General features: G+C 72.6%; 20 protein-coding genes, 1 tRNA gene and 2 pseudogenes. 7 read left to right on the top strand and 16 right to left on the bottom strand.

Translation table 11 applies throughout. The annotated features are described in order from the left end of the window. Nucleotides 1-261 precede the first annotated feature (261 nt). The 3 genes from ACLJQZ_RS32155 to ACLJQZ_RS32145 all read right to left on the bottom strand — a co-directional run bounded on the left by ACLJQZ_RS32155 (nucleotide 262) and on the right by ACLJQZ_RS32145 (nucleotide 6,764). Entirely contained in the window at nucleotides 262-2,928 is a 2,667-nt protein-coding gene (locus tag ACLJQZ_RS32155) for a hypothetical protein (protein WP_410623591.1), read from the bottom strand. Between the two features lie 16 nt (nucleotides 2,929-2,944). Further along, nucleotides 2,945-4,621 (bottom strand): energy-dependent translational throttle protein EttA, encoded by a 1,677-nt coding sequence (gene ettA / locus ACLJQZ_RS32150; RefSeq protein ID WP_410623590.1) that lies wholly within the window; start codon nucleotides 4,619-4,621, stop codon nucleotides 2,945-2,947. A gap of 124 nt (nucleotides 4,622-4,745) precedes the next feature. Then, complete coding sequence (locus tag ACLJQZ_RS32145) at nucleotides 4,746-6,764, bottom strand: cytochrome c oxidase assembly protein (protein WP_410623589.1); 2,019 nt, start codon at nucleotides 6,762-6,764, stop codon at nucleotides 4,746-4,748. A gap of 57 nt (nucleotides 6,765-6,821) precedes the next feature. Here ACLJQZ_RS32145 and ACLJQZ_RS32140 point away from each other — a divergent pair, with 57 nt between their 5' ends. Further along, a complete protein-coding gene (locus tag ACLJQZ_RS32140) occupies nucleotides 6,822-7,460 on the top strand; it encodes a phosphoglycerate mutase family protein (protein ID WP_410623588.1) in 639 nt (212 codons plus the stop codon). On the opposite strand, the gene ACLJQZ_RS32135 is transcribed toward ACLJQZ_RS32140, so the two are convergent. Further along, nucleotides 7,434-8,615 (bottom strand): sensor histidine kinase, encoded by a 1,182-nt coding sequence (locus tag ACLJQZ_RS32135; protein WP_410623690.1) that lies wholly within the window; start codon nucleotides 8,613-8,615, stop codon nucleotides 7,434-7,436. The genes ACLJQZ_RS32140 and ACLJQZ_RS32135 overlap by 27 nt on opposite strands. A 185-nt stretch (nucleotides 8,616-8,800) precedes the next feature. Beyond that, nucleotides 8,801-9,977, bottom strand: a pseudogene (locus ACLJQZ_RS32130) (MFS transporter). Between the two features lie 307 nt (nucleotides 9,978-10,284). Between ACLJQZ_RS32130 and ACLJQZ_RS32125 the strand changes: the two are divergent. Both ACLJQZ_RS32125 and ACLJQZ_RS32120 read left to right on the top strand, forming a co-directional pair. Continuing rightward, nucleotides 10,285-10,668, top strand: a complete 384-nt coding sequence (locus tag ACLJQZ_RS32125; RefSeq protein ID WP_247055474.1) for a peptidase inhibitor family I36 protein — start codon at nucleotides 10,285-10,287, stop codon at nucleotides 10,666-10,668. 1,080 nt (nucleotides 10,669-11,748) lie between these two features. After that, nucleotides 11,749-11,825: transfer RNA gene (locus ACLJQZ_RS32120), tRNA-Arg, on the top strand. A 1,061-nt stretch (nucleotides 11,826-12,886) separates the two neighbouring features. On the opposite strand, the gene ACLJQZ_RS32115 is transcribed toward ACLJQZ_RS32120, so the two are convergent. The 11 genes and pseudogenes from ACLJQZ_RS32115 to ACLJQZ_RS32065 all read right to left on the bottom strand — a co-directional run bounded on the left by ACLJQZ_RS32115 (nucleotide 12,887) and on the right by ACLJQZ_RS32065 (nucleotide 21,017). Further along, nucleotides 12,887-13,906 carry an NAD-dependent epimerase/dehydratase family protein gene (locus tag ACLJQZ_RS32115; RefSeq protein ID WP_410623587.1) on the bottom strand — a complete coding sequence of 340 codons (1,020 nt, stop codon included), beginning with the start codon at nucleotides 13,904-13,906 and terminating at the stop codon, nucleotides 12,887-12,889. Nucleotides 13,907-13,975: 69 nt separating this feature from the next. Beyond that, complete coding sequence (locus ACLJQZ_RS32110; RefSeq protein WP_410623586.1) at nucleotides 13,976-15,154, bottom strand: acyl-CoA dehydrogenase family protein; 1,179 nt, start codon at nucleotides 15,152-15,154, stop codon at nucleotides 13,976-13,978. 233 nt (nucleotides 15,155-15,387) lie between these two features. Continuing rightward, on the bottom strand, nucleotides 15,388-15,546 hold the full coding sequence (locus ACLJQZ_RS32105; RefSeq protein ID WP_410623585.1) for a hypothetical protein: 159 nt from the start codon (nucleotides 15,544-15,546) through the stop codon (nucleotides 15,388-15,390). Nucleotides 15,547-15,573: 27 nt separating this feature from the next. Continuing rightward, complete coding sequence (locus tag ACLJQZ_RS32100) at nucleotides 15,574-15,954, bottom strand: glycosyltransferase (protein WP_410623584.1); 381 nt, start codon at nucleotides 15,952-15,954, stop codon at nucleotides 15,574-15,576. 16 nt (nucleotides 15,955-15,970) lie between these two features. Beyond that, a pseudogene (locus ACLJQZ_RS32095) lies at nucleotides 15,971-16,294 on the bottom strand (hypothetical protein); the annotation flags it as partial. Nucleotides 16,295-16,505: 211 nt separating this feature from the next. Continuing rightward, entirely contained in the window at nucleotides 16,506-17,534 is a 1,029-nt protein-coding gene (gene aroF / locus ACLJQZ_RS32090; RefSeq protein ID WP_247055480.1) for a 3-deoxy-7-phosphoheptulonate synthase, read from the bottom strand. A 144-nt stretch (nucleotides 17,535-17,678) separates the two neighbouring features. After that, the gene (locus ACLJQZ_RS32085; RefSeq protein ID WP_410623583.1) at nucleotides 17,679-18,230 is read right to left on the bottom strand and encodes a carboxymuconolactone decarboxylase family protein; all 552 of its coding nucleotides are present in this window, start codon (nucleotides 18,228-18,230) and stop codon (nucleotides 17,679-17,681) included. After that, the gene (locus ACLJQZ_RS32080) at nucleotides 18,202-18,651 is read right to left on the bottom strand and encodes a DUF6187 family protein (protein WP_410623582.1); all 450 of its coding nucleotides are present in this window, start codon (nucleotides 18,649-18,651) and stop codon (nucleotides 18,202-18,204) included. The genes ACLJQZ_RS32085 and ACLJQZ_RS32080 overlap by 29 nt, the downstream gene beginning before the upstream one ends. Further along, a complete protein-coding gene (locus ACLJQZ_RS32075) occupies nucleotides 18,641-19,951 on the bottom strand; it encodes an FAD-dependent oxidoreductase (protein WP_410623581.1) in 1,311 nt (436 codons plus the stop codon). The genes ACLJQZ_RS32080 and ACLJQZ_RS32075 overlap by 11 nt, the downstream gene beginning before the upstream one ends. Before the next feature lie 28 nt (nucleotides 19,952-19,979). Then, nucleotides 19,980-20,465, bottom strand: a complete 486-nt coding sequence (locus ACLJQZ_RS32070; RefSeq protein ID WP_410623689.1) for a DUF6423 family protein — start codon at nucleotides 20,463-20,465, stop codon at nucleotides 19,980-19,982. A gap of 219 nt (nucleotides 20,466-20,684) precedes the next feature. Continuing rightward, nucleotides 20,685-21,017, bottom strand: a complete 333-nt coding sequence (locus ACLJQZ_RS32065; protein ID WP_410623580.1) for a DUF6235 family protein — start codon at nucleotides 21,015-21,017, stop codon at nucleotides 20,685-20,687. Nucleotides 21,018-21,302: 285 nt separating this feature from the next. On the opposite strand from ACLJQZ_RS32065, the gene ACLJQZ_RS32060 reads away from it, so the two are divergent. The 4 genes from ACLJQZ_RS32060 to ACLJQZ_RS32045 are packed head-to-tail and all read left to right on the top strand — an operon-like array spanning nucleotide 21,303 to nucleotide 25,390. Next, nucleotides 21,303-21,746, top strand: coding sequence for an SgcJ/EcaC family oxidoreductase (locus ACLJQZ_RS32060; protein ID WP_326959218.1), 444 nt, complete (start codon nucleotides 21,303-21,305; stop codon nucleotides 21,744-21,746). Beyond that, a complete protein-coding gene (locus ACLJQZ_RS32055) occupies nucleotides 21,743-23,122 on the top strand; it encodes a cytochrome P450 (RefSeq protein WP_410623579.1) in 1,380 nt (459 codons plus the stop codon). Before ACLJQZ_RS32060 ends, ACLJQZ_RS32055 begins: the two co-directional genes overlap by 4 nt. A gap of 28 nt (nucleotides 23,123-23,150) precedes the next feature. Beyond that, nucleotides 23,151-24,353, top strand: a complete 1,203-nt coding sequence (locus ACLJQZ_RS32050; RefSeq protein ID WP_410623578.1) for a class I SAM-dependent methyltransferase — start codon at nucleotides 23,151-23,153, stop codon at nucleotides 24,351-24,353. After that, a complete protein-coding gene (locus ACLJQZ_RS32045) occupies nucleotides 24,350-25,390 on the top strand; it encodes a carboxymuconolactone decarboxylase family protein (protein WP_410623577.1) in 1,041 nt (346 codons plus the stop codon). The genes ACLJQZ_RS32050 and ACLJQZ_RS32045 overlap by 4 nt, the downstream gene beginning before the upstream one ends. The last annotated feature ends 68 nt before the right edge of the window (nucleotides 25,391-25,458 follow it).

Raw genomic sequence — 25,458 nt, 5'->3', positions numbered from 1 at the left:
CACCGGCCGGTGCGCAGCGCGGTGGCTACATGATCGGTTCAGCAGACCCGCGCGGCGGACGGTGCCGAGCCGCTCGGCGAGCGGTGACGGCCGGTCACCGACAGCGAAGTGCGACGCATCCCACTCTCACGGGCCGCCGGCGAGTCGGCGACGAAAGATGGTGTCTCACCGAATGAACGGCGTTCGCTGATGCGGCCGACGCGCACCTGGGCGATGAGTGGCGGTGGTTCGACGTCGGACCACCCGGGTCGGCGGAGCGGGTCAGTCGGATGAGCCGTGCCGGCGGGTGTCCGGGACTTCCGCGCCGTGGCCGTTGCGGCCGTGCCCGTTGCGACGGCCGTTGTCCTCCGACCCGAGCTGCTTGACGAGCGCGGCGGCGCTGGCCGTGCCCGCCTGGTGCTCGGCGAGCGCGCGGGCCAGCAGGTCGGCGAGACCGGCGTCCGGCGGCGGCTCGTCCTCGGCGATGGCGCGCGCGTAGCCCTCCGGGAACGGCGCCGTCGCGGGCGTCCAGTGCCCGAAGTCCTCCATCGGCTCCAGCGACGGCGGCATCCGCAGCCGCGGCAGCCACGACTCGGCGTCGTCGCTGTAGTCCTCGGGACGCGGTGCCGGCGCGAGGGCCTCCGGCCGCTTCGGTTCGGGCGCCGGCTCCTCGCGGGGGCTTTCGGCGTCCTCGGCCCGGCGGCGGCCGCGGCCCCCGCCACCACCCGAAGCGGAGATCCCGAGCCGGTCCAGCACCGACGGCGAACCGTGCTCGGAGTCGTGCCGGGTCGAGGGCTGCGGCTCGCGCCGCACCGGTTCCCGCTCGGCCGCGGGTTCGGGCGCGAGGGGCAGGGCCGGCGTCACGCGCGTGGGTGCCGACTCCCGTTCGGCGGCGGTCTCCCGCAGCCGGGCCTCGGCGACGGCGGCCCAGGAGAACTTGGCCTTCCCGTTTCCGGCGGGCGCCTCGGCGGCGGGCTGCGTCGTGTGGCCGTTGGACTCGGGCGCGGCCGACCGGCCGGTTTCCGGTTCCGGTGCGGCGCGCCGGCCGGACCGGAAGTCGGCCGACTCCGATCCGAACTCCGGCTTCGACCGGGCTTCGTCGCGCTCAGGCGGGGAATCGGGCTCCGCCGGGCCGACCTCGACCGGCTCGGACCGGAACTCCGGCTTCGCGCCGCGTTCGGGCGCCGAGCGCACCTCGATGGGATCCAGGCGTGGCTCGGACGCGGACCGCCGCTCGGCCCGGGACTGCGGCCGCGCTTCCGCGGCTCGGTTCTCGCCCGTCCCCGCGCGCTGCCACGGCGGGCGGGCCTCGCTCGGCTCCGGCCGCCGGCCGGGCTCGGCCGCGCGGGCTTCGCTCGGTTCCAGGCGCCGCTCCCGCGCCGAACGAACCTCGGCCGGCTCAAGACGCTCGCGCGTCTCGGGCTGGGGGGCACGCTCGGCCGAGCGGACCTCGATCGGCTCCGGCCGGGTCGCGGGCCGTTCCGGGCGGCGCTCGACGACCACCGGCTCCGGCCGCGCCGGTTCGTCCCGCACGGCCGGCAGCAACGTCGTCGTCTCGGCCGCGTCGGGTGCCGTCCGGGGCCGTTCGAACGACCACGCGGGCGCCGGGATGGTCCCGGGTTCCGGCTCGCGGCTGCCGAACGACCAAGCCGGAGCCTGCGGGGCGGCGGGAGCAGCAGGCACGGTGGGCGCGGCCGGTTCACGGACGGCCGGGGCCGGGGCGGGCTCGGCCGCGACGACCGGGACCGGCCGTGACGGCACCGCCTTGAGCACCTCGTCGAGGTCGATCGACGCCGGTTCGCCGGTGCCGAACTCGCCGGCCAGCACGTTGCACGCCTGCCGCCGGGCTCGCGCGTACAGCTGCTCGGCCGCGCGCGAGCGGTACAGGCACGCGATGGCTTCCTCGGCCTGGCCGAAGCGTTCGTGCAGCTGCGCCAGCTCCAGCCACAGCCGCGCGGTGACCGCGGACAGCCCGTGCCGGTCGGTGCTCGCGACGGCTTCGCGGACCAGCTCGATCGCGGCCTCGCCGGAGCCCGATGGCAGGTGGATCCGGGTCGCGACGGCCAGCCGCAGCCAGCTCGCGGGCGCGACGCCGGCGGCGCGCATGGGCTCGGCCAGCATCGGCTCGGCGATCTCGTACGCCATTTCGCCGTCACCGCGGTCGAGCAGCGTGCCGACCAGCAGCAGCACCAAGCGGATCCGGACGAGCCCGCCGTCGTCGGACGGGTTGTCGAGCTTCTCCAGGAAGCCCAGCCCGGTGCGGGCGGCGTCGGCCGCCGCGGTCAGGTCGCCGTGCCGGCGCCGGTGCGCGGCCGTGCCGACCCGCAGCAGCGCCCGCACCAGCAGCTGGGTGTCGGCGCCCAGCGAGTCGTCGCCCAGCACGAGCTTGTCGGCTTCGACGAGCACCCGGTCCAGCTCGGACTTCCGGCCGATCTGCGCGAGGCAGCCGACCAGGTGCGTCAGCGCGGCGGCGCGGTGCACCGGCGAGACGACCGGGTCGGTGAGCACCGGGCGCAGCGCGGACAGGCCGGTCAGCGGCACGCCCAGGCTGCGGGCACAGACGGCGAGGTCGATGCGCAGCCGGGCGGCGATGTCGCCGTACCCGGCGTGCTCGGCCGCGCGCAACGCCGCGACCGCCCGCCCGACCGTGGCCGGCCGGTCGCCGAGCCGGACGCGCGCGGACACGACCAGGCTCTCGGCCCGGATCCACTGCTCGTCGGCCCCGGCGGCCTCGGCCAACGCGGCCGCGCGCTCGCCGAGGACCAGGGCGAGCTCGGGCGCGCGCAGGTGCAGCGCGTCCGCCCGCTCGATGAGCCGCCCGACGGCGGAGAGGGTTCCCCCGGCATTGGCGGAGCGCCCGCTCTCGGTGCCCGTCGACGCGCGTCCTCCGGCGGAGGCGGCGGTCGACGGCGCGAGCGGGCCCGTCCGGTGCTGCTTGCTGGCTTCCACGGGGAAACCCGCCCCCTCAGTCGCGGGTCAGCTTGCGGTGGGTGACACGGTGCGGGCGGGCCGCCTCGGCGCCCATCCGCTCCACCTTGTTCTTCTCGTACCCTTCGAAGTTGCCCTCGAACCAGAACCACTGCGCGGGGTTCTCGTCGGTACCTTCCCAGGCCAGGATGTGCGTCGCGACCCGGTCGAGGAACCACCGGTCGTGCGAGATCACCACGGCGCAGCCGGGGAACTGCTCCAGCGCGTTCTCCAGCGAGCCCAGGGTCTCGACGTCCAGGTCGTTCGTCGGCTCGTCGAGCAGGATCAGGTTCCCGCCCTGCTTGAGCGTCAGCGCCAGGTTGAGCCGGTTGCGCTCACCACCGGAGAGCACCCCCGCCGGCTTCTGCTGGTCCGGGCCCTTGAAGCCGAACGCCGAGACGTACGCCCGCGACGGCATTTCGGTCTGGCCGACGTGGATGTAGTCCAGCTCGTCGGAGACGACCTGCCAGACGGTCTTCTTCGGGTCGATCCCGCCGCGGTTCTGGTCCACATAGGACAGTTTGACCGTCTCGCCGATCTTGACGATGCCGTCGTCCGGGTCCTCGAGCCCGACGATCGTCTTGAACAGCGTGGTCTTGCCGACGCCGTTCGGGCCGATCACGCCGACGATGCCGTTGCGCGGCAGGTCGAACGAGAGGCCGTCGATGAGGACGCGCTCGTCGAAGCCCTTCTTGAGCTTGTCGACCTCGACCACGACGCTGCCGAGCCGGGGGCCCGGCGGGATCTGGATCTCTTCGAAGTCGAGCTTGCGGTGCTTGTCCGCCTCCGCCGCCATCTCCTCGTAGCGGTCGAGCCGCGACCGGGACTTGGTCTGGCGCGCCTTGGCGTTCGACCGGACCCACTCCAGCTCGGTCTTCAGGCGCTTCGCGAGCTTCATGTCCTTCTTGCCCTGGACCGCGAGACGTTCCTGCTTCTTCTCCAGGTACGTCGAGTAGTTGCCCTCGTACCCGACGACGCGGCCGCGGTCGATCTCCATGATCCACTCGGCCACGTTGTCCAGGAAGTACCGGTCGTGGGTGACGGCGAGGACGGCGCCGGCGTAGCGGGAGAGGAACTGCTCCAGCCACAGGACACTTTCGGCGTCCAGGTGGTTGGTGGGCTCGTCGAGCAGCAGCAGGTCCGGCGCCGAGAGCAGCAGCTTGCACAGCGCGACGCGGCGGCGCTCACCACCGGACAGGTGGGTGACGGCCTCCTCGGGCGGCGGGCAGCGCAGCGCGTCCATCGCCTGCTCGACGGTCGAGTCGAGCTCCCAGGCGTCGGCGTGGTCCAGCTCCTCCTGGAGCTGGCCCATCTCCTCCATCAGCTCTTCGGTGTACTCGGTCTCCATCAGCGTGAGGACCTCGTTGTACCGGTCGAGCTTGACCTTGATCTCGCCGAGGCCCTCTTCGACGTTCCCGCGGACCGTCTTCTCCTCGTTGAGCTCCGGCTCCTGCATCAGGATGCCGACGCTCGACCCGGGATGGATGAACGCCTCGCCGTTGCTGGCCTGCTCGATCCCCGCCATGATCTTGAGAACGGTGGACTTACCGGCACCGTTCGGCCCGACCACGCCGATCTTGGCGCCGGGGTAGAACGCGGTGCTGACGTCGTCGAGGATGACCTTGTCCCCGACGGTCTTGCGCACCTTCTTCATGGTGTAGATGAACTCGGCCATACGCACGATCGTAGAGCGCACCTGATCGCGACCTGACGCCGGTCACCGTCGGGCTACCGAAAGTCAGCCGCAGATCACCGGAACGGCCGATCGCCGGAGTCTCAAGCTCAACCGGAAGTCGAGACTATTCGGCGCGCTTCCCGTCGGCCATGTTCTTCAGCATCGCGTTGTAGGCGTTGAGTTCCTCGTCGCCGGTCACCGCTTCGCGCCGGTCGCGCCGCTTCGCCTCGCGCTCGTCCTGACGCGCCCACTGCACCAGCAGCGCGATCAGCACCAGCAGCACCGGGATCTCGCCGGCCGCCCACGCGATGCCGCCGCCGAGCCGCTGGTCGGTCAGCAGGTCGGAGACCCACGGCAGGTGCAGCTGGCTGTAGAACGCCTGCCCGATCACGGTCTGCTTGCTCATCAGGATCACGCCGAAGAACGCGTGGAACGGCATCGCGGCGAACATCATCCCGAGCCGGACGAGGTACGGGAGCCGCCGCGGCGCCGGGTCGACGCCGATCACCGGCCAGTAGAATACGTACCCGGCGAGCAGGAAGTGCGCGTTCATCACCAGGTGCGCCCAGTGGTAGCTCAGGGCGTTGTCGAACAGCCCCGAGAAGTACAGCGCGTAGAACGAGCCGACGAACAGCGCCAGCGCGACCACCGGGTGGGTCAGGAACCGCGACACCGGGGAGTGCACGAACGCCACGAGCCACTCGCGCGGCCCCGGCGGGTCGTCCTTCCCCACGGCGGGCAGCGCGCGCAGCGCGAGCGTCACCGGGCCGCCCAGCACGAACAGCACCGGCGTCACCATCGAGAGCAGCATGTGGCTGCCCATGTGGACGCTGAACATGGCGGGCGAGTAGCGGCCGATGCCCGAGGACGTCGCGATCAGCAGCACCACGCAGCCGGCGATCCAGGCGACCGTGCGGCCGGCCGGCCAGGTGTCGCCGCGGCGCAGCAGCCGCCGGACGCCGGCCAGGTACAGCACGCCGAGGACGAGGGCCGCGGTGCCGTAGACGAGGTCGAAGCGGGTGTCGAAGAGCAGCCGCCACAGCGTCGGCTCGCCGTCGAGGTTGTAGCCGATCAGCAGCTCGGTCGTGGACGGCTGGGTGACCGCGTCGGCCGGGGGTGGCGTCCTGGCGAGCCCGCTGGCGATGCCGAGCGTGACGAACATGATGAGGATCTCGACCGCGGCCAGGCGCAGCAGCTGCCCGCCGCCCTTGCCGTCGACGAGGTCCGCGACGCCCTTGCGGCGTTGCTGGTGGCCGAAGACGCCGAGCAGCAGCAGGGCGACCGTCTTGGCGACGACCAGGAGGCCGTAGTCGGTGGTGAACAGGTCGTTCAGGCCGATCCGGACCAGCGCGTTGATCACGCCGGAGATCGCCATCACGATCCAGCAGACCAGCGCCAGCCGCGAGAACCGCTGCGCGGCCAGGCTCAGGTGCGCCCCGCGCCGGTAGCCCAGCGCCAGCAGCGCGATCAGCCCGCCGACCCACAGCGACGCGGCGACCAGGTGGAACAGCAGGCTGTTGGTGGCGACGTCGTGCGAGCCGCCGCTGGCCGAGTGGCCGGTGACGGCGACCGGGACCAGCCCGCCGACGGCCAGGAAGAACAGCACCGCCGTCCAGCCCCAGGACAGCGCGAGCCGGCAGCCGAGCGCGACCAGCACGGCGATCAGCGCCGTCCACAGCCACGCCTTGGGCTGCTCGATGGCGCCGACGAGGTCGAGCAGCGTCTGCGGGTCCAGGACGTCGCCGAACGGCTTCCCGGCGGTGTCGGCGGCGGTGAAGGCGACCGAGAGCAGCGCCGCGGCGAACCACACCCAGGCGGCGATCCCGGCGGCGCGCAGCGCGCCGTAGCCCTCGGGACCGAGCGTGCCGGACTTCTGCGGCGGTACCAGGAACGCCGCCAGCAGCAGCGAACCGACGCAGATCACGGACGCGGCCTCGGACAGCACGCGCACGACGGTGATGCCGTACTTGGTGACCAGCCCGGGATCGGGCAGGCCCGCGATGACGTAACCGGCGCCGCCGGTGAGCGCGATCAGCCCGACGGCGACGACGGCCGCCAGCAGCACGCCGACCGAGAGCAGGGGCAGCACACTGGCCCGGCGACGCGGGGGCACGCCGGATTTCGTCACGGGCTCGCTGGACACGTCCCAGAGGGTATGCCCAGCCGCGGTGACGTCCGTGTGACGGGCAGGATGGAGTGGGTGAAGATGATCCTGCTGCGGCACGCCGAGTCGCTCGGCAACGTCGACGAGCTCGCCTACACGCGGATCCCCGACCACGCCCTGCCGCTGACCGACGCGGGCCGGGAGCAGGCCGCCGCGGTGGCGCCGGAGATCGCCCGGCTGCTCGGCGGCGCGCGGCCCGCGGTGTACGTCAGCCCCTACCTGCGCACGCGGGAGACGTTGCGGCTGCTGGACATCGAGGCCTCGTGCGACCGGCTGCTGCAGGAGCCGCGGCTGCGCGAGCAGGACTGGGGCAACCTCCAGGACCCGGCCGACCAGGAGGTCCAGAAGGCGCGGCGCGACGAGTTCGGGCACTTCTTCTACCGGCTGCCCTTCGGCGAGTCCGGCGCCGACGTCGACGACCGCGTCGCGGGGTTCCTCTCGGACCTGCAGCGGCGCGACGAACGTCACCCGGAGACGGTGCTGATCGTCTCGCACGGCCTCACGCTGCGGCTGCTGTGCCGCCGGTTGTTCGGCTGGAGCGTCGAACTCTTCGAATCGCTGTCCAACCCCGGGACCTGCGAATACCGCGTGCTCGAGGAGCACGACGGGAAGTGGACGCTGGACCGGCCGTTCGGCCAGTGGCGGGACTCACCCGACGGGGAAACGCAGCTCTAGCGGGGCGCTCAGCACGACGCGGGTGCCGTGGCCGGGCGCCGAGTCGATCCGGGCCGCGCCGCCGATCTCCGCGAGCCGCGCGTGGATCGAGTTCTCGATGCCGAACCCGGCGCGGCGGGCCCCGACGTCGAAGCCCGTCCCGTGGTCGCGCACGGACACCGTCACGACGCCTCCGGTCTCTTCGAGGCACAACACGGCTCGAGGCGTCTTCGCGTGCTTCAAGGTGTTTCGCAGGGCTTCGCGGGCGGCGTCGTGAAGCGCGTTCACGAGGCTTTCGGGGACGTCGGTGACCTTCGCGAGCACCACGAGGTCGACCCGCAGCCCCTCGGCCGTCATCTCGACCGCCAGCGCGCCGAGCCGGTGCTCCAGGCCGCCCGGCTCGGCCGGCGCGTCGCCTTCGAGGCTCAGCCGCAGGCGCAGGGCGTGCGCGCGGGCGGTGCGGCGGACCTGGTCGAGGCTGGCGCCCGGGTCGCGCAGGTCGCCGGGCGACGGCAGGGCGAGCGCCTCCATCACCTGCAACACGGTGTCGTGGACGTCGCGGCGGTGCCGTTCGCGTTCGGCGGCCCGGCCACGCTGCTCGCCCAGCCCGAGCGCGAACCGCATCGACCCGGCGACCAGCACCACGATGGCCAGCGACGTCGCCGCCGCGGCGACCAGCGCGAGCAGGATCCACGTCGCGGGCGCCGCCGTGCCGGACAGCGCGGCCAGCACGTACCGCAGGACCACCGCCGTGGCGATCGCGGCGCCACCGGCGAGCGCGCCGCGCAGGAGCGTCCAGATCATCACCGTGCCCATGATGTTCGGCCAGGTCAGGGTCAGGAGGTCGGCGAAGGACGGGTGCGTCGCGAACAAGGCCGCGGCCAAGCTCGTGACCACCGTGTACGTCGTGTCGACGGCCAGGACCGGCCGGATGCCGGTGCTGCGGCGGAAGACCCAGGCGATCTCGAGGAGGTTCGGCACCAGGTAGCCGGCCAGGCCGAACCAGAGCACGGGCGTGGCGACGGTGTCCGCCGCCCACACCGCCTGCACGAACAGCGCCAGCCGGAACACGACCGGGACCAGCACGAGCCGCGGCACGGCGCCCTGGACCAGCGAGAGCCCGGGCCCGAAGCGCCCGCTCCCGCCGGCGAGCGCCCCCGCGCCGCCGAGCAGCACAACCCTCACGACGTCCCTCCCGCGACCGAGGCCCCTACCCCGATCAGCCGACCTGAAATGGAAACGTCGCCGTATTCATTTCAGTTTACCGACGGGGCTCAGCTTGCCTCTCGCACCGCGAGCCTGTCAACGCCCGGGGCGTGGCTGAAACCCGGTTGGCGGCACGGATTTCGCATCGGGAACGGCTAGCGGCCGACGATCGCGGCCGCGTCCTCGCGCCGTCGCGACCGGCGGGCGGCCAGCGCGGCGGGCAGGATCAGGGCCGCCACGAGCGCGACGAACACGAAGGCCACGCTGTAGTCGCTCACCCTGCGCGATGCCGCCGATGACCGGCGGACCGCCGAGGAAACCGGTGTAGGCGACGGCCGTGACGAAGCCGATCTCACGCTCGCCGCCGGTGCCGTCCCCGCGCTTCCCGGCGTCGCCCGCGAGGCTCAGCGCGAGCGGGAACGACGCGGCGAGCCCGGCCCCGGCGAGCGCGAACCCGAGGTAGCCGACCGCGGCGACGGGCACGGTGGCCGTCGCGAGCAGCCCGACCGCGGCGAGCGAGGACCCCGCGACGAGGCAGCGCGTCGGGCCGAAGCGGCGTTGCGCCCACGTCCCCGCGAGCCGGGACAGGGCCATGACAAGCTGGAACCCGGCGAACGCCAGTGCCGCGGCCCCCTGGCCGACCCCGCGTTCGGCCGTCATCAGCAGCGCGGACCAGTCCGACGAAGCGCCCTCGGCGATGGCCGAGCACAGTGCGACCGCGGCGAGCAGCCACAGCACCGGACGGCGGATGGGCGCCCGGCCCGGTGCGGCTTCTTTCGCGTGCTCGGGCCGGCTGCCGGGAACCGCACGGACCACGGCCGGCAGCACCAGGACGGCCACGATCGCGGCGACGGTCAGGTGGCGCGCCGGCGACCAGCCGTGCCCGGCGGCGAGGCCCGCGGCCAGCGAACCGGCGAGCGCGCCGAAGCTGAACCCGGCGTGGAACACCGGCATGATCGCCTTGCCGACGCGGCGTTCGACGGCGACCGCGGCGACGTTCATCGCGACGTCGAGCAGCCCGACGCTGACCCCGATCACGAGCAGCGCGCCGGCCAGCAGCGGCACGTCCGGCGCGAACCCGATCAGCACCAGCGAGCCGGCGGCGAGCGTGGTGCTCCCGGCGACGACCGCCCGGGCCCCGGCCCGTTCGACGAGCCGCCCGGCGACCGACGCGGCGGCGAGCATGCCGACGCTGGCGCCGAGCAGCGCGAGCCCGAAAACCCCTGGTGAGGCGTGCACCTGCGCGGACAGCGCGGGCGTGCGTGAGGCCCAGGAACCCAGGGCCAGCCCGTTGAGCGCAAACACGGTGAACACCGCGACCCGATCCCGCATCGGACCCTCCTTCCTCGCCTCAGCGTGACTGAAGCGCCTCGGTCACGCTGAGGCAAAGAGGACTGCGCCGGGGCCGACGAGGGGAGCCGAAGTGCCGGTGGAGCCGGTAATCCGCATCAGCACAGTGCGCGCCTAGCACTGTCGCGGCTGTTGATCAAGACCATTCGCAGATCTGTGGACAACCATTCTCGTTTCCGTTCGTTGTCCACAGATTCGAAAGTGCGTGCTGACAACTCCCCGCGCACCCGTCAACCTGGAATCACACATTCACCGCGGCCCACCGGCCGCACTCCCGAGGGGATCCACGATGTCTTCACGCCGCCTCCGCGCCCGCCTGCCGCACCTGCTGCTCCTGGCCACGATCGGCCTCCTGACCAGCGCAGGAGTCGCCCAGGCCGCCCCGTCCCAGCCGGACCCGGTCTGCAAGAAGGGCGAATTTTGCATCTGGTCGGCCGACCACTATTCGGGTGACGCCCAGCGTTTCGACCTGCGCACCGCGAATCCGGAGGACTGCATTCCCCTGCCCGAGGGATTCGACGGATCGTCGTTCGTCAACCTGATGAGCCGCGACGTCACGGTCTACCAAAGCGAGGAATGCACAACAGAGGGCGACTTCATCACCTATCCGGGTGCGGGAACGTACGTCCCGAACTCCCCTTTCGTGGTCCGCGCGATCAAGATCTGGGAGTAGCCCGCACCGCCCTACGGGCTGCGGTCCACACAGCCGACCGCCGAGCCGGGCAAGCAGCCCGCGCTCAGTACCAGAGACGGCGACCCCCGACCGCGCCCCTGTGACCAGCCGGCCCCAGGCCCTGACTCCACGCGATCGGGGAAAGCCCCGGCGCGTGGCCTGGGGCCCCAGCGCGTGACCTGTGACCCGGCCGCAGCACCAGCCCCCGCCCAGGACCGCACCCCGCGCGATCTCCCCGGCGCCCTGGTCTGCGACCAAGGCCAAGCCGACCGCAGGCCAGGGCCTGGACGCATCAAACCGTCCAGCCGTGGCCGCCCGACCACGAACCAGCGCTTCCAAGCGAAGCCACCGAACGCCCGCCCGACCGTGGTCCTCCGCGACCACATACCGCTCCTGCGGCCGTCTCGCGCGACCTCAGGAGCGGCAACCCCCGACCAGGGCCCGGCAGACCGCCAGCTCCATGGAGCGAGCCGGCTCGCCAGGCGACAGCCGAGCCCCGGGGGGCCGCTTGCCCCGAAGCGGCCCCACCCGTGGGCGCGCCCAGCGGCAGGGCGCGCCCACGGGCCCACCACCCAGGCGCCGCAGACACCCGCAACACCAGTCGTCCACAAGCCTCGGCCACCAGGGGCGAGCAAGCCCGAAACCATCCCCTGCCGGTGACCGCACCCGACTCACGGCACGCACCGTCCCCGCCAGGCCGATCGCCCGCACCACCAGCTGACGGTCCGAAGCACCTCCACCAGCCAACTCCCGCGCGTCACCGGCAGTTCGCGCGCCGCTCCTCGAAAGGGTCGAACAACCATGCCCCGCCACACCCTCCCGGCCCCACGGTCGGGACCTCACCCGACCGGGTGGCACCCGCGGATCCTCGACCACCGCGCGGAAAGGTCCGCACCACCTTCACGCACCGGGCCGCGACCTCGGAGCGCCGCACCGCTTTGACCTCGACGCCGCCGAACTCCGAAATTCCGTCGAACGAGACCTGAAACGATTCGCCGGTGTCGAACGATCGAGAGGATGGCGACGACTAAGCTGCCGATGCCGGGCGACCGGCACGGTCGGCGCGGTCCGTCGGCGCGGGCCCTCGTAGCTCAGCTGGATAGAGCAAGAGCCTTCTAATCTCTAGGTCGCAGGTTCGAGTCCTGCCGGGGGCGCCACCAGGGAAGACGTCGTGCGCGAGCGCGCACGACGTCCACCACGCGAAGTGACCGGCCACACACCGCCCCTTCTCGGCCGTGCTCCCACTGTGGACGGTCACCGTTTTCGTTCCCGGTTGCCTGAGCCCGGAAGTCGCACCCCGTGTGCGTCCAGGTGGCCCAACGCTCCCCGGCCGAACCCATCCGAGACAACCTTGTTACCTGACCGGCTCGGTGGTTGCTCGCGCCCTTCCGCAGCCGAACCGTCACGCCGAGCGATCAGGCCGACGCCCACTGGGCAAGCCGAAGACGACCGATCGAGCGAAAGCAGAAAGGAAGACGCTCACGGTGAACCAGGAATCACCAGGCGGCCGCCACCGCCGGCGAAGGGAGAACGCCATCACCCGCACGGCCTTCGACGAAGCCCGCTGCGCAGGCTTGGTCCGACGCCACCTGACGAAGCTCCGGTACCTGGCCGAGCGCACCCCGCCCACCGCCGAACCCGACCCCCGAACGCCCGGGCCGGCAACAGAGGGCCCGCACTCCACATCGGACGCCGCCTGAGGCGTGCCCGGCGGCCACTGGCCCCGTCTGGACGCACCTTGCCATGGCCACGCCCCGGGGTGGCAGCTTCGGGCACGCGGGCCGGCAGTTCGGGATAGGGGACTCGACCACCGGAGCCGGTGGTCACGTCTCCCGCTTGCACCGGCCAGAGCCTGCCGAGGGCGGCACAGTCGAGTCGGGCAGGCTTCCCGCACGCGGTAGGCGAGCGCGAAGCGGTCAAGTCCGGCAGCGCTCCCCCTAGCACGGCGGGTGAGCGCGGTGCGGTCCACCAGCAGGCTTCCCCGGTGCGCCAGGCGAGCGCGGTGCGGTCGAGTCCAGCAGGCCTCCCCAGCGCGGCCGACGAGCGCGAAAAGGTCAAGTCCAGCAGCCACCCTTGGCGCAGCCGACGAGCGCGAAAAGGTCAAGTCCAGCAGCCACCCTTGGCGCAGCCGACGAGCGCGAAACGGTCAAGTCCAGCAGCTATCCCTGGCGCGGCAGGCGAGCGTGCGGGTGCGCGTGGACCGCGCGGTCCACGTCCCCTAAGCCGCGCGTAATCCCTCGGCCGCTGCGGCTCCTGCGGCTCGGCCTGGGAGCAGGCCCTCGCCGTGCAGCCAGCGGATCGTGTCGACGAGGGTCTCCCCCAGTGGCCGGCCCGGGCTGCCGGGTACCTGGGCCGCGCAGGCGCACGTGTAGATCGCGCCGTACTCGGCCGGGATGTGCCAGGGCCATGCCCGCTGGAGCCAGCCCGTCAGCACGCCCAGCGGCAGCATCGCCCGGGCCGGGAGATGGATCGCGGGCAGCTTCCGGCCCGTCACCTCCCGCAGCGTGGCCACGAACTCACGGGTGCTCACGTACCGCCCGGGACCGAAGTGGCGGCCGCCCGCCGGGGCGGTGCCCGTGATCAAGGCCGCATGGAGGGCCGCTGTGTCACGGACGTCGCCCATCGGGAGACCGCCCGTCGGCCAGATCGGCATCAGGTGGCGCAATGTGTTGCGCAGCCGCGTCACCTGGTCACCCACCTTGGGGTCGTGGGGGCCCAGCAGCGCCGGTGGGTAGGTGATCGTCACGGGGACTCCCGCCGCCTGGTAGGCGCGGGCCATCGATTCCGCCGCGGCCTTCGCCGCCAGGTACCGCTCGCGCGGACGGCCGACCGGGGAGTCCGGGCCGAGGACCCTGTCCGGGGACGGCAGCAGCGCTCCGAAGCTGGACACGTACACGATCCGGCCGGTTCCGGCCCGGCGCGCCGTTTCCAGGACCTGCTCGGTGCCGGCCACGTTCGTCCGGGCCAGTTCGCGGTGCGCGCGGCTGTCGAACGAGTACACCGATGCCGCGTGCAGCACGGCGTCCGTTCCGCGGATCAGGCGGTCCACGCTGAAGCGGTCCAGGACGTTGCCGGTGACGACGTCCACCGCGCCCGCGTCCACGCCCAGGGGCGTCAGCGCACGCTCCACTGCGAACTCGTCGCGGACGAGGAGGCGGACGCGGTGGCCCGCCCGCAGCACGGCCGCCGCCGAGTGGGCGCCCACGTATCCCGTGCCGCCCGTGATGCCTACCAACATCGGACCTCCAGGAAAGCGGAACGGGGCCACCACCCACACGTGCGGGCGGCGGCCCCGTCTCGACCGGGACTAGATGTACAGCGTGTTGGGCTCCAGGCCGCACAGAACTCGGCCGTACAGCTCGAAGTTCGTGTTCGGGTGCATCAGCGCGTGCTGGTTGACCGCGAGGATGTCGCGGTGGATGCGCTGGATCGGGATTCCCTTGTAGATGGACGACCCGCCGCTCGCGTTGGCGAGGATCCCGATGGACTCCTTGGCCAGCTGGATCACGCTGCCGACGTCGGCGCGCGTGCGGGCCCGCTCCTCCAGCTTCCACTCGGTGCCCTCTTCGCCCTTGCGGTCCACGAGCTCGCCCGCGCGCCAGGCGTGGAACTCGGCCTGGTCGAGCTTGAGCGTCGCCTCGGCCACCTGGAAGTGGGTGATCGGGGCCTCGCGCTGGCTGTCGTAGTTCGTGTACGTGATCTTGCGTTCGGGCAGGCGGTCCAGGAAGACGTCCATGGCGCCCTTGGCCATGCCGACGATCGCGCCCGTCGAGGTCGCCGCCGCGACCGGCATCAGCGGGGGGCGGTAGATCGGGGAGTCGGCGTTGCGCTTGGACGCGCCCTGGCCGGACAGCACCACCGGCAGCGGGAGCACCCGCTCCTGCGGGACGAACAGGTCCTTTGCGAAGGTGCTGACGCTGCCGGTGCCCCGCAGTCCCGCGGTGTCCCAGTCGTCCAGGACCAGCAGGTCCGACATCGGCACGAGCGCCGTCACCGGGTACGGCTCGCCGTCCGCCGGGATGAGGATCGCGATGATCTCCTGCCAGTGCGCGTGGTGGGCACCGCTGATGAAGCCCCACTTGCCGTTCACGACGATGCCACCGTCGACCGGCGTCGCCATCGCGGTCGGGCTCAGCGTGCCGCAGACACGTGTGTCCGGGGTCGAGAACACCTCTTCCTGGACCTCGTCCGGGAACTGGCTCGCCATCCAGGTCGGGATCCAGTACACCGACGCGACCCAGGCGGTGGAACCGCAGCCGCGGCCGAGCTCGGTGGCGACCTCGGTGATCGTCCGAGTGTCCGCTTCGTACCCGCCGAACTGCTTGGGGCGCCGCAGCTTGAAGACCCCGGCGTCGGCCAGCGCCTCGATCGTCTCCTCAGGCAGGCGCCGGTTGTCCTCGGCCGACGCCGCGCGGCTGCGCAGCGACGGGATCAGGTCCGACACCTTGCGCACGATTTCCTCGCGCGTCGGGATCGTGGTGGCCAAGATATCCTCCAAAGGAAGCGGACGAAAAAGAACACCAGTCGCGCGAAACCGGGCCGGCGTCCGGAAACTTCCCTTCCAGGCTGCACTCGGGAAGCCCGGTCGCGCATCTCCTCGTTTGCGCCGGGCCCGCCCGGGTCGCCGTCGACGCATCTTTTCCGCTTGTCAGCAAACGAAAACAACCGATCAGGTCGTGCTGCGAAACCTGAGAAAGGGCTTTCTTCGCCGGAAGCGCGTCACGCGGCGTTCAAGGGACGCCCGGGAGCGGCCAGGGCCGCCACGTCGGCGGCCACGTCGGCCAGGGACGGCTGCGCGGCGATCTCCGTGGCGATCGCGGCCGCGGCCTGCCGGAACGCCTGCTGCCCGAGCAGTTCGGCGCAGCGGTCGGCCACCACGTCCGCCCGCCTCGCCCGGCGGCAGGCTCAGGCCGGCGCCCGCCGACACGACGGCCGCGGCGTTGTCCAGCTGGTCGTCGAACGACGGCAGCACCAGCTGGGGCGTGCCACCCCGAGAGCCGTCAGGGAAGTGCCCTGGCCGCCGTGGTGGACGGCGACGTCACACGCCCTCAGCACGTGGGACAGCGGCAACCGGCCGACGTGGGTCGCCACGGCGGGCCGCGGTGGCCGGCCGGCGACGACCTCGTCCTCGGCCGCCACCACCACCTCCACGTCGAGCCGGGCGAGCGCGTGCAGCAGGGGGATGACGGTCTCCGCCACCCCGCCGGGGCCGAGCCGGGGCAGCACGGTGCCCAGGGTGAGGCAGATCCGTGGCCGCTTCTTCGGCTGCCACACCCAGGCCGGCACCCGGGGCCTGGCCGGCGTAGGGCACGGTGCGCATCCGACGCCGGCGCACGGCGTGCGAGCGGCGCAGGCTCGGCGGCCACGGGTTCAGCACCGTCGCGGGCGACGGCGCGGCGGACACGCTCAGGCGGGCCAGGTGCGGGCCGAGCTCATCCGCCGCCGCGAGGCGGCACTCGCGCAACAGCGGGATACCCCACTGCAGTTCCACCAGCGGCACGCCGAACGCCGCGGCGGCCACCGGGCCGGCCGCTTCCGCCCGCTCGCTCGGCACCAGGTCCGGCCGCCATGAGTCCACAATGGACAGCAGGCCCGGCAGGTTTCCCGCGGCGTTGCGGCCGAACACCCGTCCGTTGCCGTAGCGCCGTGCGGGCAGGCCGTCGGTCGCGAACCCGGCGAAGTCCGCCGCGGGGCCGCACGAGACGGCGGCGAGCCCCGCCCACAGCACCTCGGGGACGAAGTCGTCGGCGACGACCGGAACCGGTGGCGCACCGGCACATCTCCGCGGCTGCCGCGCACTCGCAACGCCGGAGACGCGCACGTCCCACCGTCACGGCTCAGCCGGCGCTGCGGGTCCGCCACGCCGGCGACTGCCGGCCCAGCACGGCGGCGAGGTCTTCCAGGGAGCTCTGCAGGATCCGCAGGTCTTCGGCGACGAGGGCCTGCGGGCCGTCGCAGAGTGCCTGCTCCGGGTGGGGGTGGCAGTCGACGAGCACGCCGTCCGCGCCGACCGCGACCGCCGCGCGCGAAAGGGGCAGCACGAGGTCGCGCCGCCCGCCGGAGTGCGACGGGTCGACCATCACCGGCAAGTGCGAAAGCCGCTGGACCACGGGCACGGCGGAGATGTCGAGGGTGTTGCGGGTCGCGGTCTCGAACGTGCGGATCCCCCGCTCGCACAGCACGATGTCGAGGTTGCCGCGCTGGGCGATGTATTCGGCGGCCATCAGCCATTCCTCGATGCTCGCGCTCATGCCGCGCTTGAGCAGCACCGGCTTGCCGGCCTCGCCGACCGCCTGCAGCAGCCCGAAGTTCTGCATGTTCCGGGTGCCGATCTGCAGCATGTCCGCGTACCGGGCGACCATCGGGACGTCGTGCGCGGAGACCACCTCGGTGACCACCGGGAGACCGGTCTCGGCCCGCACGTCGGCCAGGATCTTCAACCCCAGCTCGCCGAGGCCCTGGAAGGCGTAGGGCGACGTGCGCGGCTTGAACGCCCCGCCGCGCAACAAGGTCGCGCCCGCGGCCTGCGCCATCCGCGCCGCCTCGAGCGTCTGCTCCGGGGTCTCCACCGCGCACGGCCCGGCGATCAGGGTCACCGTGTCCGGCCCGATCGGCACGCCGCGGACGTACACTGTGGACCGTTGCGGGTGGTGCTCCAGGCTCACCAGCTTGAACTTGGCGGAGATGCGGGTGACGCTGTGGACGCCCGGCATCGCGCCGATGTTGAGCGTTTCGAAGCGGTGGACGTCGCCGACGAGCCCGACGACCACCCGGCTCACGCCGCGGCTGACGAAGGCTTCGCCGCCCGCGGCCGCCACCCGGTCGACGATTTCCTCGACGTCATTTTCCGTGGCATCGGCAGCCATCACGACAACCATGATTCCGCACCTTCCGCCGGCCGCGACCACCGTGTCGGTGGCCCGAGGAACCGAGCATCCGGCAGGGCGGCCGCTAGCTGCGTCTCCACGGTTGCGCACCCGCCGTCGTGCTCGATTCCGGCGGCACGCGGCTCAGCTCTCCGCGGCGAGCACCTTCCCCAAGCCCGCGTAGCCGACTTCGTGCAGCCGCCGGCCCGACACCTCGGCGTAGGCCGCGTCGGCGCGCAGCCCCACGCCCTCGACCATCCGGTTCATGAAGTTGAACAGCGCGCACACCAGCACCGCGTCGTGCAGCGCGCGCTCGTCCCAGCCGGCGGCGAACACGGCTTCGGCGTCGGCCTCGGTGACCTTGGCCGGCGTGCGGGTCAGCTTGCGGGCGTAGGCGAGCACCGGCTTCATCTTGTCGTCCACGGGCGCGGACTCGAGGTCCCGCACCGCGGCGGCGAGCAGCCCTTCGGGGACGCCGAACGCCTCCGCGGTGACCGTGTGGATGCCGTGGCAGTAGTCGCAGCCGTTGAGGCCCGAGACGTACGCCGCGATCAGCTCCCGCTCCCCCGGGGTGAAGGGGGACTCGGCCCGCATCACCTGCTCGTGCAGGTCCAGCAGCGGACCGGCGGGGCCGGGGTAGGCCCGGAACACGTCCAGCAGCGCGGTCTCAGCCGGCAGGGCCCTCAAGTAGGACATCGGGTTCTCCTCGTTCGTCGGCGAGCCGGTCGACCTCCCGGCGGCGCAGCGTGCAGGCGGTCAGGTAGCTGATGGAGGCCGGTCCGGCGTCGGGGACGGCGGCGGCGACGTGTGCGGCGGTTTCGGCCCAGGCGCGCCGCGGGGAAGCCGGGTTCACCGCGACGGGCAGGCTCCCGATGGCCACCCGGACCGCGCGCCAGCGGTCCCGCCCGGCGGCGATCAGGCCGGCGTAACCGGGCGCGGCCACCTCGTGCCGGGCCTGGTCGACCGCCTGGGTGACCAGGGCCGGGTCGTCGGCGAGCCGGGCGAACCCGACGCCGGCCAGCAGCCGCTCCGCGTCGAGGCCGAGCAGGATGACGCCCACCTCGGTGGCGTCCGGGTCGTCGATCGAGGGCAGCGCGAACCGGAGGTCATCGGACACCGGCCACCACCGGGACGCGGCCGTGGCGCAGGCTGTGCGCGATCGACGCGGCCACCCGCGCGGTCGCCACCCGGTGGCCGTCGATGTTGCGCGCGGCCGGGCCGAACACCAGGCCGGCCGCCGCGCCCACCACCGACACGCGCGAGGCGCGGGTGTAGCGGAGCGTCCGCTCGTCCAGGTCCGGCCAGCCGTCGCGCTCGCCCACGACCTCGGACGGCAGCAGACCGCTGCCGATCGACGGGGTCGTACCCAGCGCCAGCACGGCGGTGTCGGCCTTGACCGTCCGCCCGCTCTCCAGCCGGAACACCACGCCTTCGTCGACTTCCTTGACCGATTCGCCGCGGTGCACGACCAGCTGCCCGTCGGCTTCGGCCTGCTGGAGCAGGGGCCGGAACTCGAACATGATGGAGGCCCGCCGGAACCGGCGCATCAGGTCCAGCCGCCCGTCCCGGTCGACGCCGTCGAAGCGCGCCCGGCCCTCCGGGCGGAAGAACGACGAGTTGACGTCGGCGCACTGGTAGTGCTCGCCGGCCTCCCGGACCACCCAGTGCACCTGCCGGCCCGCTTCGAGCGCACCGGCGATCAGGTGCGCCGCGGTGAGCCCGGCGCCGACCACGACCTGGCTCTGTCCGCCCGGTGCCGCCGGTTCGTCCCAGTAGGAGACTCCGGCCGGCGGGCGGCCGCCACCCCACCAGGCGTCGGGCGCCGGGCGTCGTTCCTCGCCGAGGCAGAGCACGGCGTGGCGGGCGGTCACGGTGAACCGGTTCGCGCGCACGGTCACCGCCTCATCGGTCGGCAGCACTTCGCGCACCGACCCCGGCCAGGTGTTCTCCGCGACGTGATGGCTCGTGGCCAGGTGCTCGCAGTAGGCCTCGAAGACGTCCACCGGCACGACCGAGCGGTGCCCCGCCTGGGCCATCCGGATTTCGCGGCGCTCGGTGGCCGTCAGCCGCGCCCAGTGCAGCCGCGCGAAGTCCAGCAGCTCGCAGTCGCGGTACCCCTCGACGCCGGGGTGGTGCTCGTACGGCGAGCGGAGCACCCGCTGGCCGAGCCGGTCGATCCGGTCGAAGAACCGGCCGCACGGACGGCCGTCCCGGTCGACGAGCACGACGTCGCGCACGCCGTGGTGCCACAGCGCGGAAGCGACCGCGAGCCCGGCCGGGCCCGCGCCGACGATGACGACTTCGGCGGAGTTCGCCGGCCCCCCGACGCGGTCGCGGGCGGACGGCCGCGGCAGCCGCGGCCAGTCCCGCCCGCGTGGCGACTCGAGCAGGTGCGGCTCCGGCACGAACTTGATCACGACGCACCCACCGCGGCCGCGGCCGAGCTCAACCGACGACGGTGATCGGCACGATCAGCTCGATCACCGGACGCTGCTGCATCCCGTCGCTGACCAGCTGGTTCAGCGCCGTCTCCGACTGCTCGGCGCTGTCGGTGGCGATCGGGCTGTACCGCGAGTAGAAGTAGCCCGGCTTGCGACCGCTCGTCTCCATCGAGTACATCTTGAGCACCGCTTCGCCCGGGCGGACCTCACCGTCGTAGAAGGTGAGCCGCCGCTGGTCCGGCGTCATGAAGCTCTTCGCGAACTGCGGGGACATCACCGCGGCGCCGGCGTCCTCGACGAACGTCGAGTCCTCGTCGAGCACCGCCTGCATGGCCACCCAGGTGCGGTCGGTCAGGTTCGTCTCGGCCTTGATCACCTGCCAGCGGCCCGGCTCCGGGAGGGTGACGCTGATCGAGACGTCGTGGTCGGTCGTGTCGATGGCACCGGTGATCATCAGGACGCGGCGGCCGAGATCGGCCGTACCGGTCATCTGGATGTCACGGGCCCGCACTCGGCCGTGCACGTCCAGTCCGGGCAACTCGGGTGACGACATGGTCCGTCCTCCTTTTTACCAAGGATCCCCAGAATGCGGACCGACCGCAAACACGAAAAGGCTTTCACACGCCGAGAGACGCTGTCAAGGTGAGGAATACACCCGCAATGCGTGCCGACCGCCCACCGGACGGCGCCCGGCACTAGGCCATTCGGCCTAGGCGCCGTCCGGGCTACTGGGCTCCTCCAGCGGCGGCCCGACCTCGCTGCCGAGACCTGCGGCTTCGCCGTCCGGCAGGCCGACGTAGCGAATCGCGAACGAGGAGTCCGCGCGCTGCAACAGGACCTTCAGCACCAGATCGGGTTTCACCACGACGACGAAAATCCCCCGATCCGCGGGGTCGCCGAAAATATCGTAAATGAGGAATGCGGAACCGTCACTGATCGCGAACAAAGCTTCGTACATGACATTTCGACGAGCCTGCGTCGCCGATTCGGCCCATTTGTCGAGCAGTTCGATTCCCTCGATGAGCTGGAGGCGCATCGCCATCCGCCGGCCTCCCAACCAACGTCCGCGGGGTACCCGAGACGGGTCGCGGGCCCCGGCCCGTGGCGGGCCCTGGTGACACTTCGGCCCAAACAGCTTCCAGTCTCCCCCGGGACACGCGCCGGGCACATCTCCGATCTTGCGCTGCGGCGCCCGGGCGGCCCGCACTGCGGAAGACGTGGGCGGGCGGCGATCGGTGCGAACGTGGACGAGTGACCGGGAAGCCGCGCCGTCCGGCCGGTTTCCCGTGCCCGCCGCCGTCCCGCCGTTCGCCCGAAAGGAAGCGCCATGACGACCACCGAGGTGCCGGCCGCCGACCAGGCGGCCATCGGAGTGATCCCCCAGCGGCTCCTCGCGGCCTGGGCGCACCAGGACGCCGCGTCGATCGCCGACCTGTTCACCGAGGACGGCACGCTGATCCTGCCCGGCGTCTTCCGCCAGGGCCGCCAGGACATCAAGGAGTACTTCGCCGAGGCCTTCGAGGGCCCGTACGCCGGCACCCAGGTCGTCGGCAAGCCGATCGGCCTGCGCTTCCTCGGCCCCGACGTCGCGCTGCTGCTGTCGTCCGGCGGTGTGCTCGCCGCCGGTGAGACCGAGGTGTCGGCCGCGCAGGCGATCCGCTCCTCCTGGCTGGCCGTGCGGACCGAGGGCCAGTGGCGGCTCGCGGCCTACCAGAACAGCACCTCGAAGCAGGGCCTGCCCACGCCCGGCTCGACCACTCCGACGGCATGACCGCCGGCCCCCGCCGCGTCCCCCCGGGACCACCGCGCCGGGCCGCCCCCGGCATCCTGCGCAAGCTCCGCTCGGACCGGATCGGCCTGATGAGCGAGGCCGTCCGCGAATACGGCGACGCGGTGCGGGTGTCGATCGGCCCGAAGACGCTCTACATCTTCAACCACCCCGACCACGCCAAGCACGTGCTCGCGGACAACGCGGCCAACTACCACAAGGGCATCGGCTACACCGAGGCCAAGCGGGCGCTGGGCGACGGGCTGCTGACGTCGGAAGGCGCGCTGTGGAAGGAACAGCGGCGCACCATCCAGCCGGTGTTCCAGCACAAGCGGATCGCCGCGCAGGCCGACGTGATCATCGACGAGGCCCTCAGCCTGGTCGAGCGCCTCACCGCCCACCGGGACTCCGGCGCGCCGGTGGACGTGCTGACCGAGGTCACCGCGCTCACCCTGGGCGTGCTCGGCAGCACCCTGCTCGACACCGACCTCGGCGCGTTCGACGCCGTCGAGCACTCCTTCGAGGCCGTGCAGGACCAGGCCATGTTCGAGATGGAGACCCTGGGCATGGTGCCGCGGTGGCTCCCGCTCAAGGGACAGCGGGCGTTCCGCGCGGGCCGCGACCACCTCCAGCACGTCGTCGGGCTCCTCGTGGAGCAGCGGAAGGCCCAGCCATCCGCGACCGGCGACGACGTGCTGACCCGGCTCATCGCCTCCACCGCCAAGGAAACCGACAAACGGGTCGCCGACCGCCGCATGCGCGACGAGCTGGTGACGCTGCTGCTGGCCGGGCACGAGACGACGGCCAGCACCGTCGGCTGGACGCTGGACCTGGTGAGCAGGCACCCGGAGGTCCGGGAGCGGCTGCACGAGGAGGCGGTGGCGGTCTACGGCGACCGTCGCCCGGCCTACGAGGACCTGACCCGGCTGCGCTACACGCACATGGTGCTGCAGGAGGCCATGCGGCTGTTCCCGCCGGTGTGGATCCTGCCGCGCCGGGCGCTGGCCGACGACGAGGTCGGCGGGTACCACGTGCCCGCGGGCTCGGAAGTGCTGATCTGCCCGTACATCCTGCACCGGCACCCGCGGTACTGGCCGGAGCCGGACCGGTTCCTCCCGGAGCGGTTCGACCCGGACGTGACGTCGGATCGCCCGCGCTACGCGCACATCCCGTTCGGCGCCGGTCCCCGGTTCTGCGTCGGCAACCACCTGGGGATGATGGAGGCCACCTTCATCATCTCCACGCTGATGCGCGACCTGCGGTTCGACACCGTGCCCGGGTTCGCGGTCAAGCCGGAGCCGATGATGTCGCTGCGCCTCGGCGGCGGGCTGCCCCTGACCGTCCACTCGTTCCCGGACCGCGGCCGTGCCGCGGCCTGACCGCCGGACATCGCGAAAGTGAGTGAACATGACTGAGCAGGCGGAGAACGGCTACGGCCGGCCCGAAGACCACCCGAAGGCGGCGGAGTTCGCGAAGCTGCGAGCCGCCATCGCCGACGAGGGCGTCCGGGAGCACTTCCCGTTCCGCTTCCTGGCGGCCAACGAGACGTTCGCCCGCCTCGTCGACGCGACCGCCCACCGGATCCTCTCCGCGATCGGCGCCCTGCCGACCGCCTCCGGAACCTCGGTCCCGCAGGCCAAGCAGGAGCTGTCGATCCCGTGGCGCCGGACGATCCCGTTGCACTTCCTGTACGAGAAGCTGTCGGACTCGGGGATCTTCGCCCGGGAAGGCGGCCGGTACGTGCCCGGCACGGTGCCCGTCCCGTCGTTCGACGACGTCGCCGCCGAGCTCGCCGCGCGCGAGCCGGGTGCCGCCGTCGCCGTCGAGATCCTGCGGACGCTCATCGACGAGGCGAAGACGTTCTTCGCCGGCGAAGCGACCGGCGACGAGATCCTCTTCGCCCCCGCTCAGCTTCCGTTGTGGCTGAAGTACTTCTCGAACGACAACCTGCTGTACTCCATCAACAACAAGGTCGGCGCGGAGGCGCTGAGCCGCCTCGTGCCGGCGGCGGGCGGCCCGTTCGAGATCCTCGAGATCGGCGGCGGCTGCGGCAGCGGCGCCGAGCAGGTGCTCCGCACGCTCGGCTCCGACGTCACGCGCTACCGGTTCACCGAGGTCGCCGAGACGTTCGCCCGGCACGGCGAGAAGGCAGCCGCGGCGGCCGCTTCGCCGACGACGACGGTCGAGTCGGCCCGCATCGACATGACGCTGCCCTGGGCGGCGCAAGGGGTCGAGCCCGGCACGTTCGACGCCGTGTACGCGGTCAACTGCTTCCACGTGGCGCCCGACCTCGACTTCGTCGTCGCCGAGGCGGCGAAGGCGCTGAAGCCGGGCGGCGCGGTCGTGGTGTCCGAATGCGTGCGGCCGACGAAGCTCGCCCGCCCCATCCACGCCGAGATCATCTTCGACTTCCTCGACAGCTTCACCGACGTCATCACCGACCCGGTGAAGCGCCCGACACACGGCTTCCTGACCCCGGCCGCCTGGCGGGCCACGTTCGAGGCGGCCGGGCTCGGTGACGTGACGGTCCTGCCCGACGTGGACACCATCGCCGAGCAGTACCCGGACTTCGTGGTCGGCGCCGTGATCGCCCGAGCGAGCACCCGGTGATCGGCGCCCTGGTCCGCTTCGCCGTGCGCAAGTCCCTGCGCGACACCCGGTACGTCGAAGTGGTGCCCCGGCGCCGGGCTCGCGGCCTGGTCGCCACGGTCTACCAGCAGGTGGAGCGGGACTTCGGGATGCTCGCCCCGCCGACGGCGCTGCACTCCGCGGCGCCGGAGTCGATGGCCGCGGCCTGGCTGATCCTGCGGGAGACGCTGCTGGTGCCCGGCCCGGCCGGGCGGGCGGCCAAGGAGGCGGTGGCCACCGGGGTGTCGGCGGCCAACAGCTGCCCGTACTGCGTGGACGTGCACGGCATGACGCTCGCCGCGATCCCGGACGGCCCCGGCGAGTCCGGCGGCTCCGGCCGGGAGGCGCTCGAAGCGTGGGCGCGCGCGTCCGCGACGACGACGGCGCCCGCGCCGCCGTTCCCGCCCGCGCACGCGCCCGAGCTGATCGGCGTCGCCGTGGCGTTCCAGTACTACAACCGCATGGTGAACGTGTACCTCCGGGATTCGCCGTTCCCCGCGCACGTCCCCGAGTCCGCCAAGCCGCAGGCGCGGCGGGTGCTCGGCGGCGTGCTGCGGCCCCCGGCGACGTCGGGACCGCGGCCGGGAGCGTCACTGGAGCTGCTCCCGGCCGCTCCGGCGCCGGCGGACCTGGGCTGGGCGCAAGGGAACCCGGTCATCGCCGACGCGTTCGCCCGCGCCTACGCCGCGGCCGAAGCGGCGGGTGCCCGGTCGGTTCCCGACGGCGTCCGCACGCTGGTGCGGGACCGGCTGGCCGCCTGGGACGGGCAGGCACCGGGACTCAGCCGGGCCTGGCTCGACGAGGCGGTCGCCGGGCTCGCCGAGCCCGACCGGCCCGCCGGCCGGCTGGCCCTGGCCACGGCGCTGGCGTCCTACCAGGTCGACGACGGGCTCGTCGACGCGTTCCGCCGCACCGCACCCGGCGACGACACCCTGATCGAGCTGACCGCGTGGGCCGGGATGGCCGCGGCCCGCCGGGTCAGCAGCCTGCTCGCCGGGGCCGTCGCCGACCACGCGTGAACCGGCGGTAGACCGAAGGCCTCCCCACCCGAAAGGGAGGGGAGGCCTTCGTCGTGCCCGGAAACCCA

It is taken from the genome of Amycolatopsis sp. cmx-8-4 (genome assembly GCF_046548675.1).
Lineage (GTDB): Bacteria > Actinomycetota > Actinomycetes > Mycobacteriales > Pseudonocardiaceae > Amycolatopsis.
The sequence above is the reverse complement of the archived record's forward strand: the minus strand, read 5'-3'. Positions and strand labels throughout refer to the sequence as shown.

Excerpts from the sequence above, each read along its gene's own strand:
- ACLJQZ_RS32065 (WP_410623580.1), bottom strand. The coding sequence starts at position 21,017 with ATGGCGATGCGCCTCCAGCTCATCGAGGGAATCGAACTGCTCGACAAA.
- ACLJQZ_RS32060 (WP_326959218.1), top strand. The coding sequence starts at position 21,303 with ATGACGACCACCGAGGTGCCGGCCGCCGACCAGGCGGCCATCGGAGTG.
- ACLJQZ_RS32055 (WP_410623579.1), top strand. The coding sequence starts at position 21,743 with ATGACCGCCGGCCCCCGCCGCGTCCCCCCGGGACCACCGCGCCGGGCC.
- ACLJQZ_RS32050 (WP_410623578.1), top strand. The coding sequence starts at position 23,151 with ATGACTGAGCAGGCGGAGAACGGCTACGGCCGGCCCGAAGACCACCCG.
- ettA (WP_410623590.1), bottom strand. The coding sequence starts at position 4,621 with ATGGCCGAGTTCATCTACACCATGAAGAAGGTGCGCAAGACCGTCGGG.
- ACLJQZ_RS32085 (WP_410623583.1), bottom strand. The coding sequence starts at position 18,230 with ATGTCCTACTTGAGGGCCCTGCCGGCTGAGACCGCGCTGCTGGACGTG.
- ACLJQZ_RS32125 (WP_247055474.1), top strand. The coding sequence starts at position 10,285 with ATGTCTTCACGCCGCCTCCGCGCCCGCCTGCCGCACCTGCTGCTCCTG.
- aroF (WP_247055480.1), bottom strand. The coding sequence starts at position 17,534 with ATGGCTGCCGATGCCACGGAAAATGACGTCGAGGAAATCGTCGACCGG.
- ACLJQZ_RS32115 (WP_410623587.1), bottom strand. The coding sequence starts at position 13,906 with ATGTTGGTAGGCATCACGGGCGGCACGGGATACGTGGGCGCCCACTCG.
- ACLJQZ_RS32070 (WP_410623689.1), bottom strand. The coding sequence starts at position 20,465 with ATGACCGGTACGGCCGATCTCGGCCGCCGCGTCCTGATGATCACCGGT.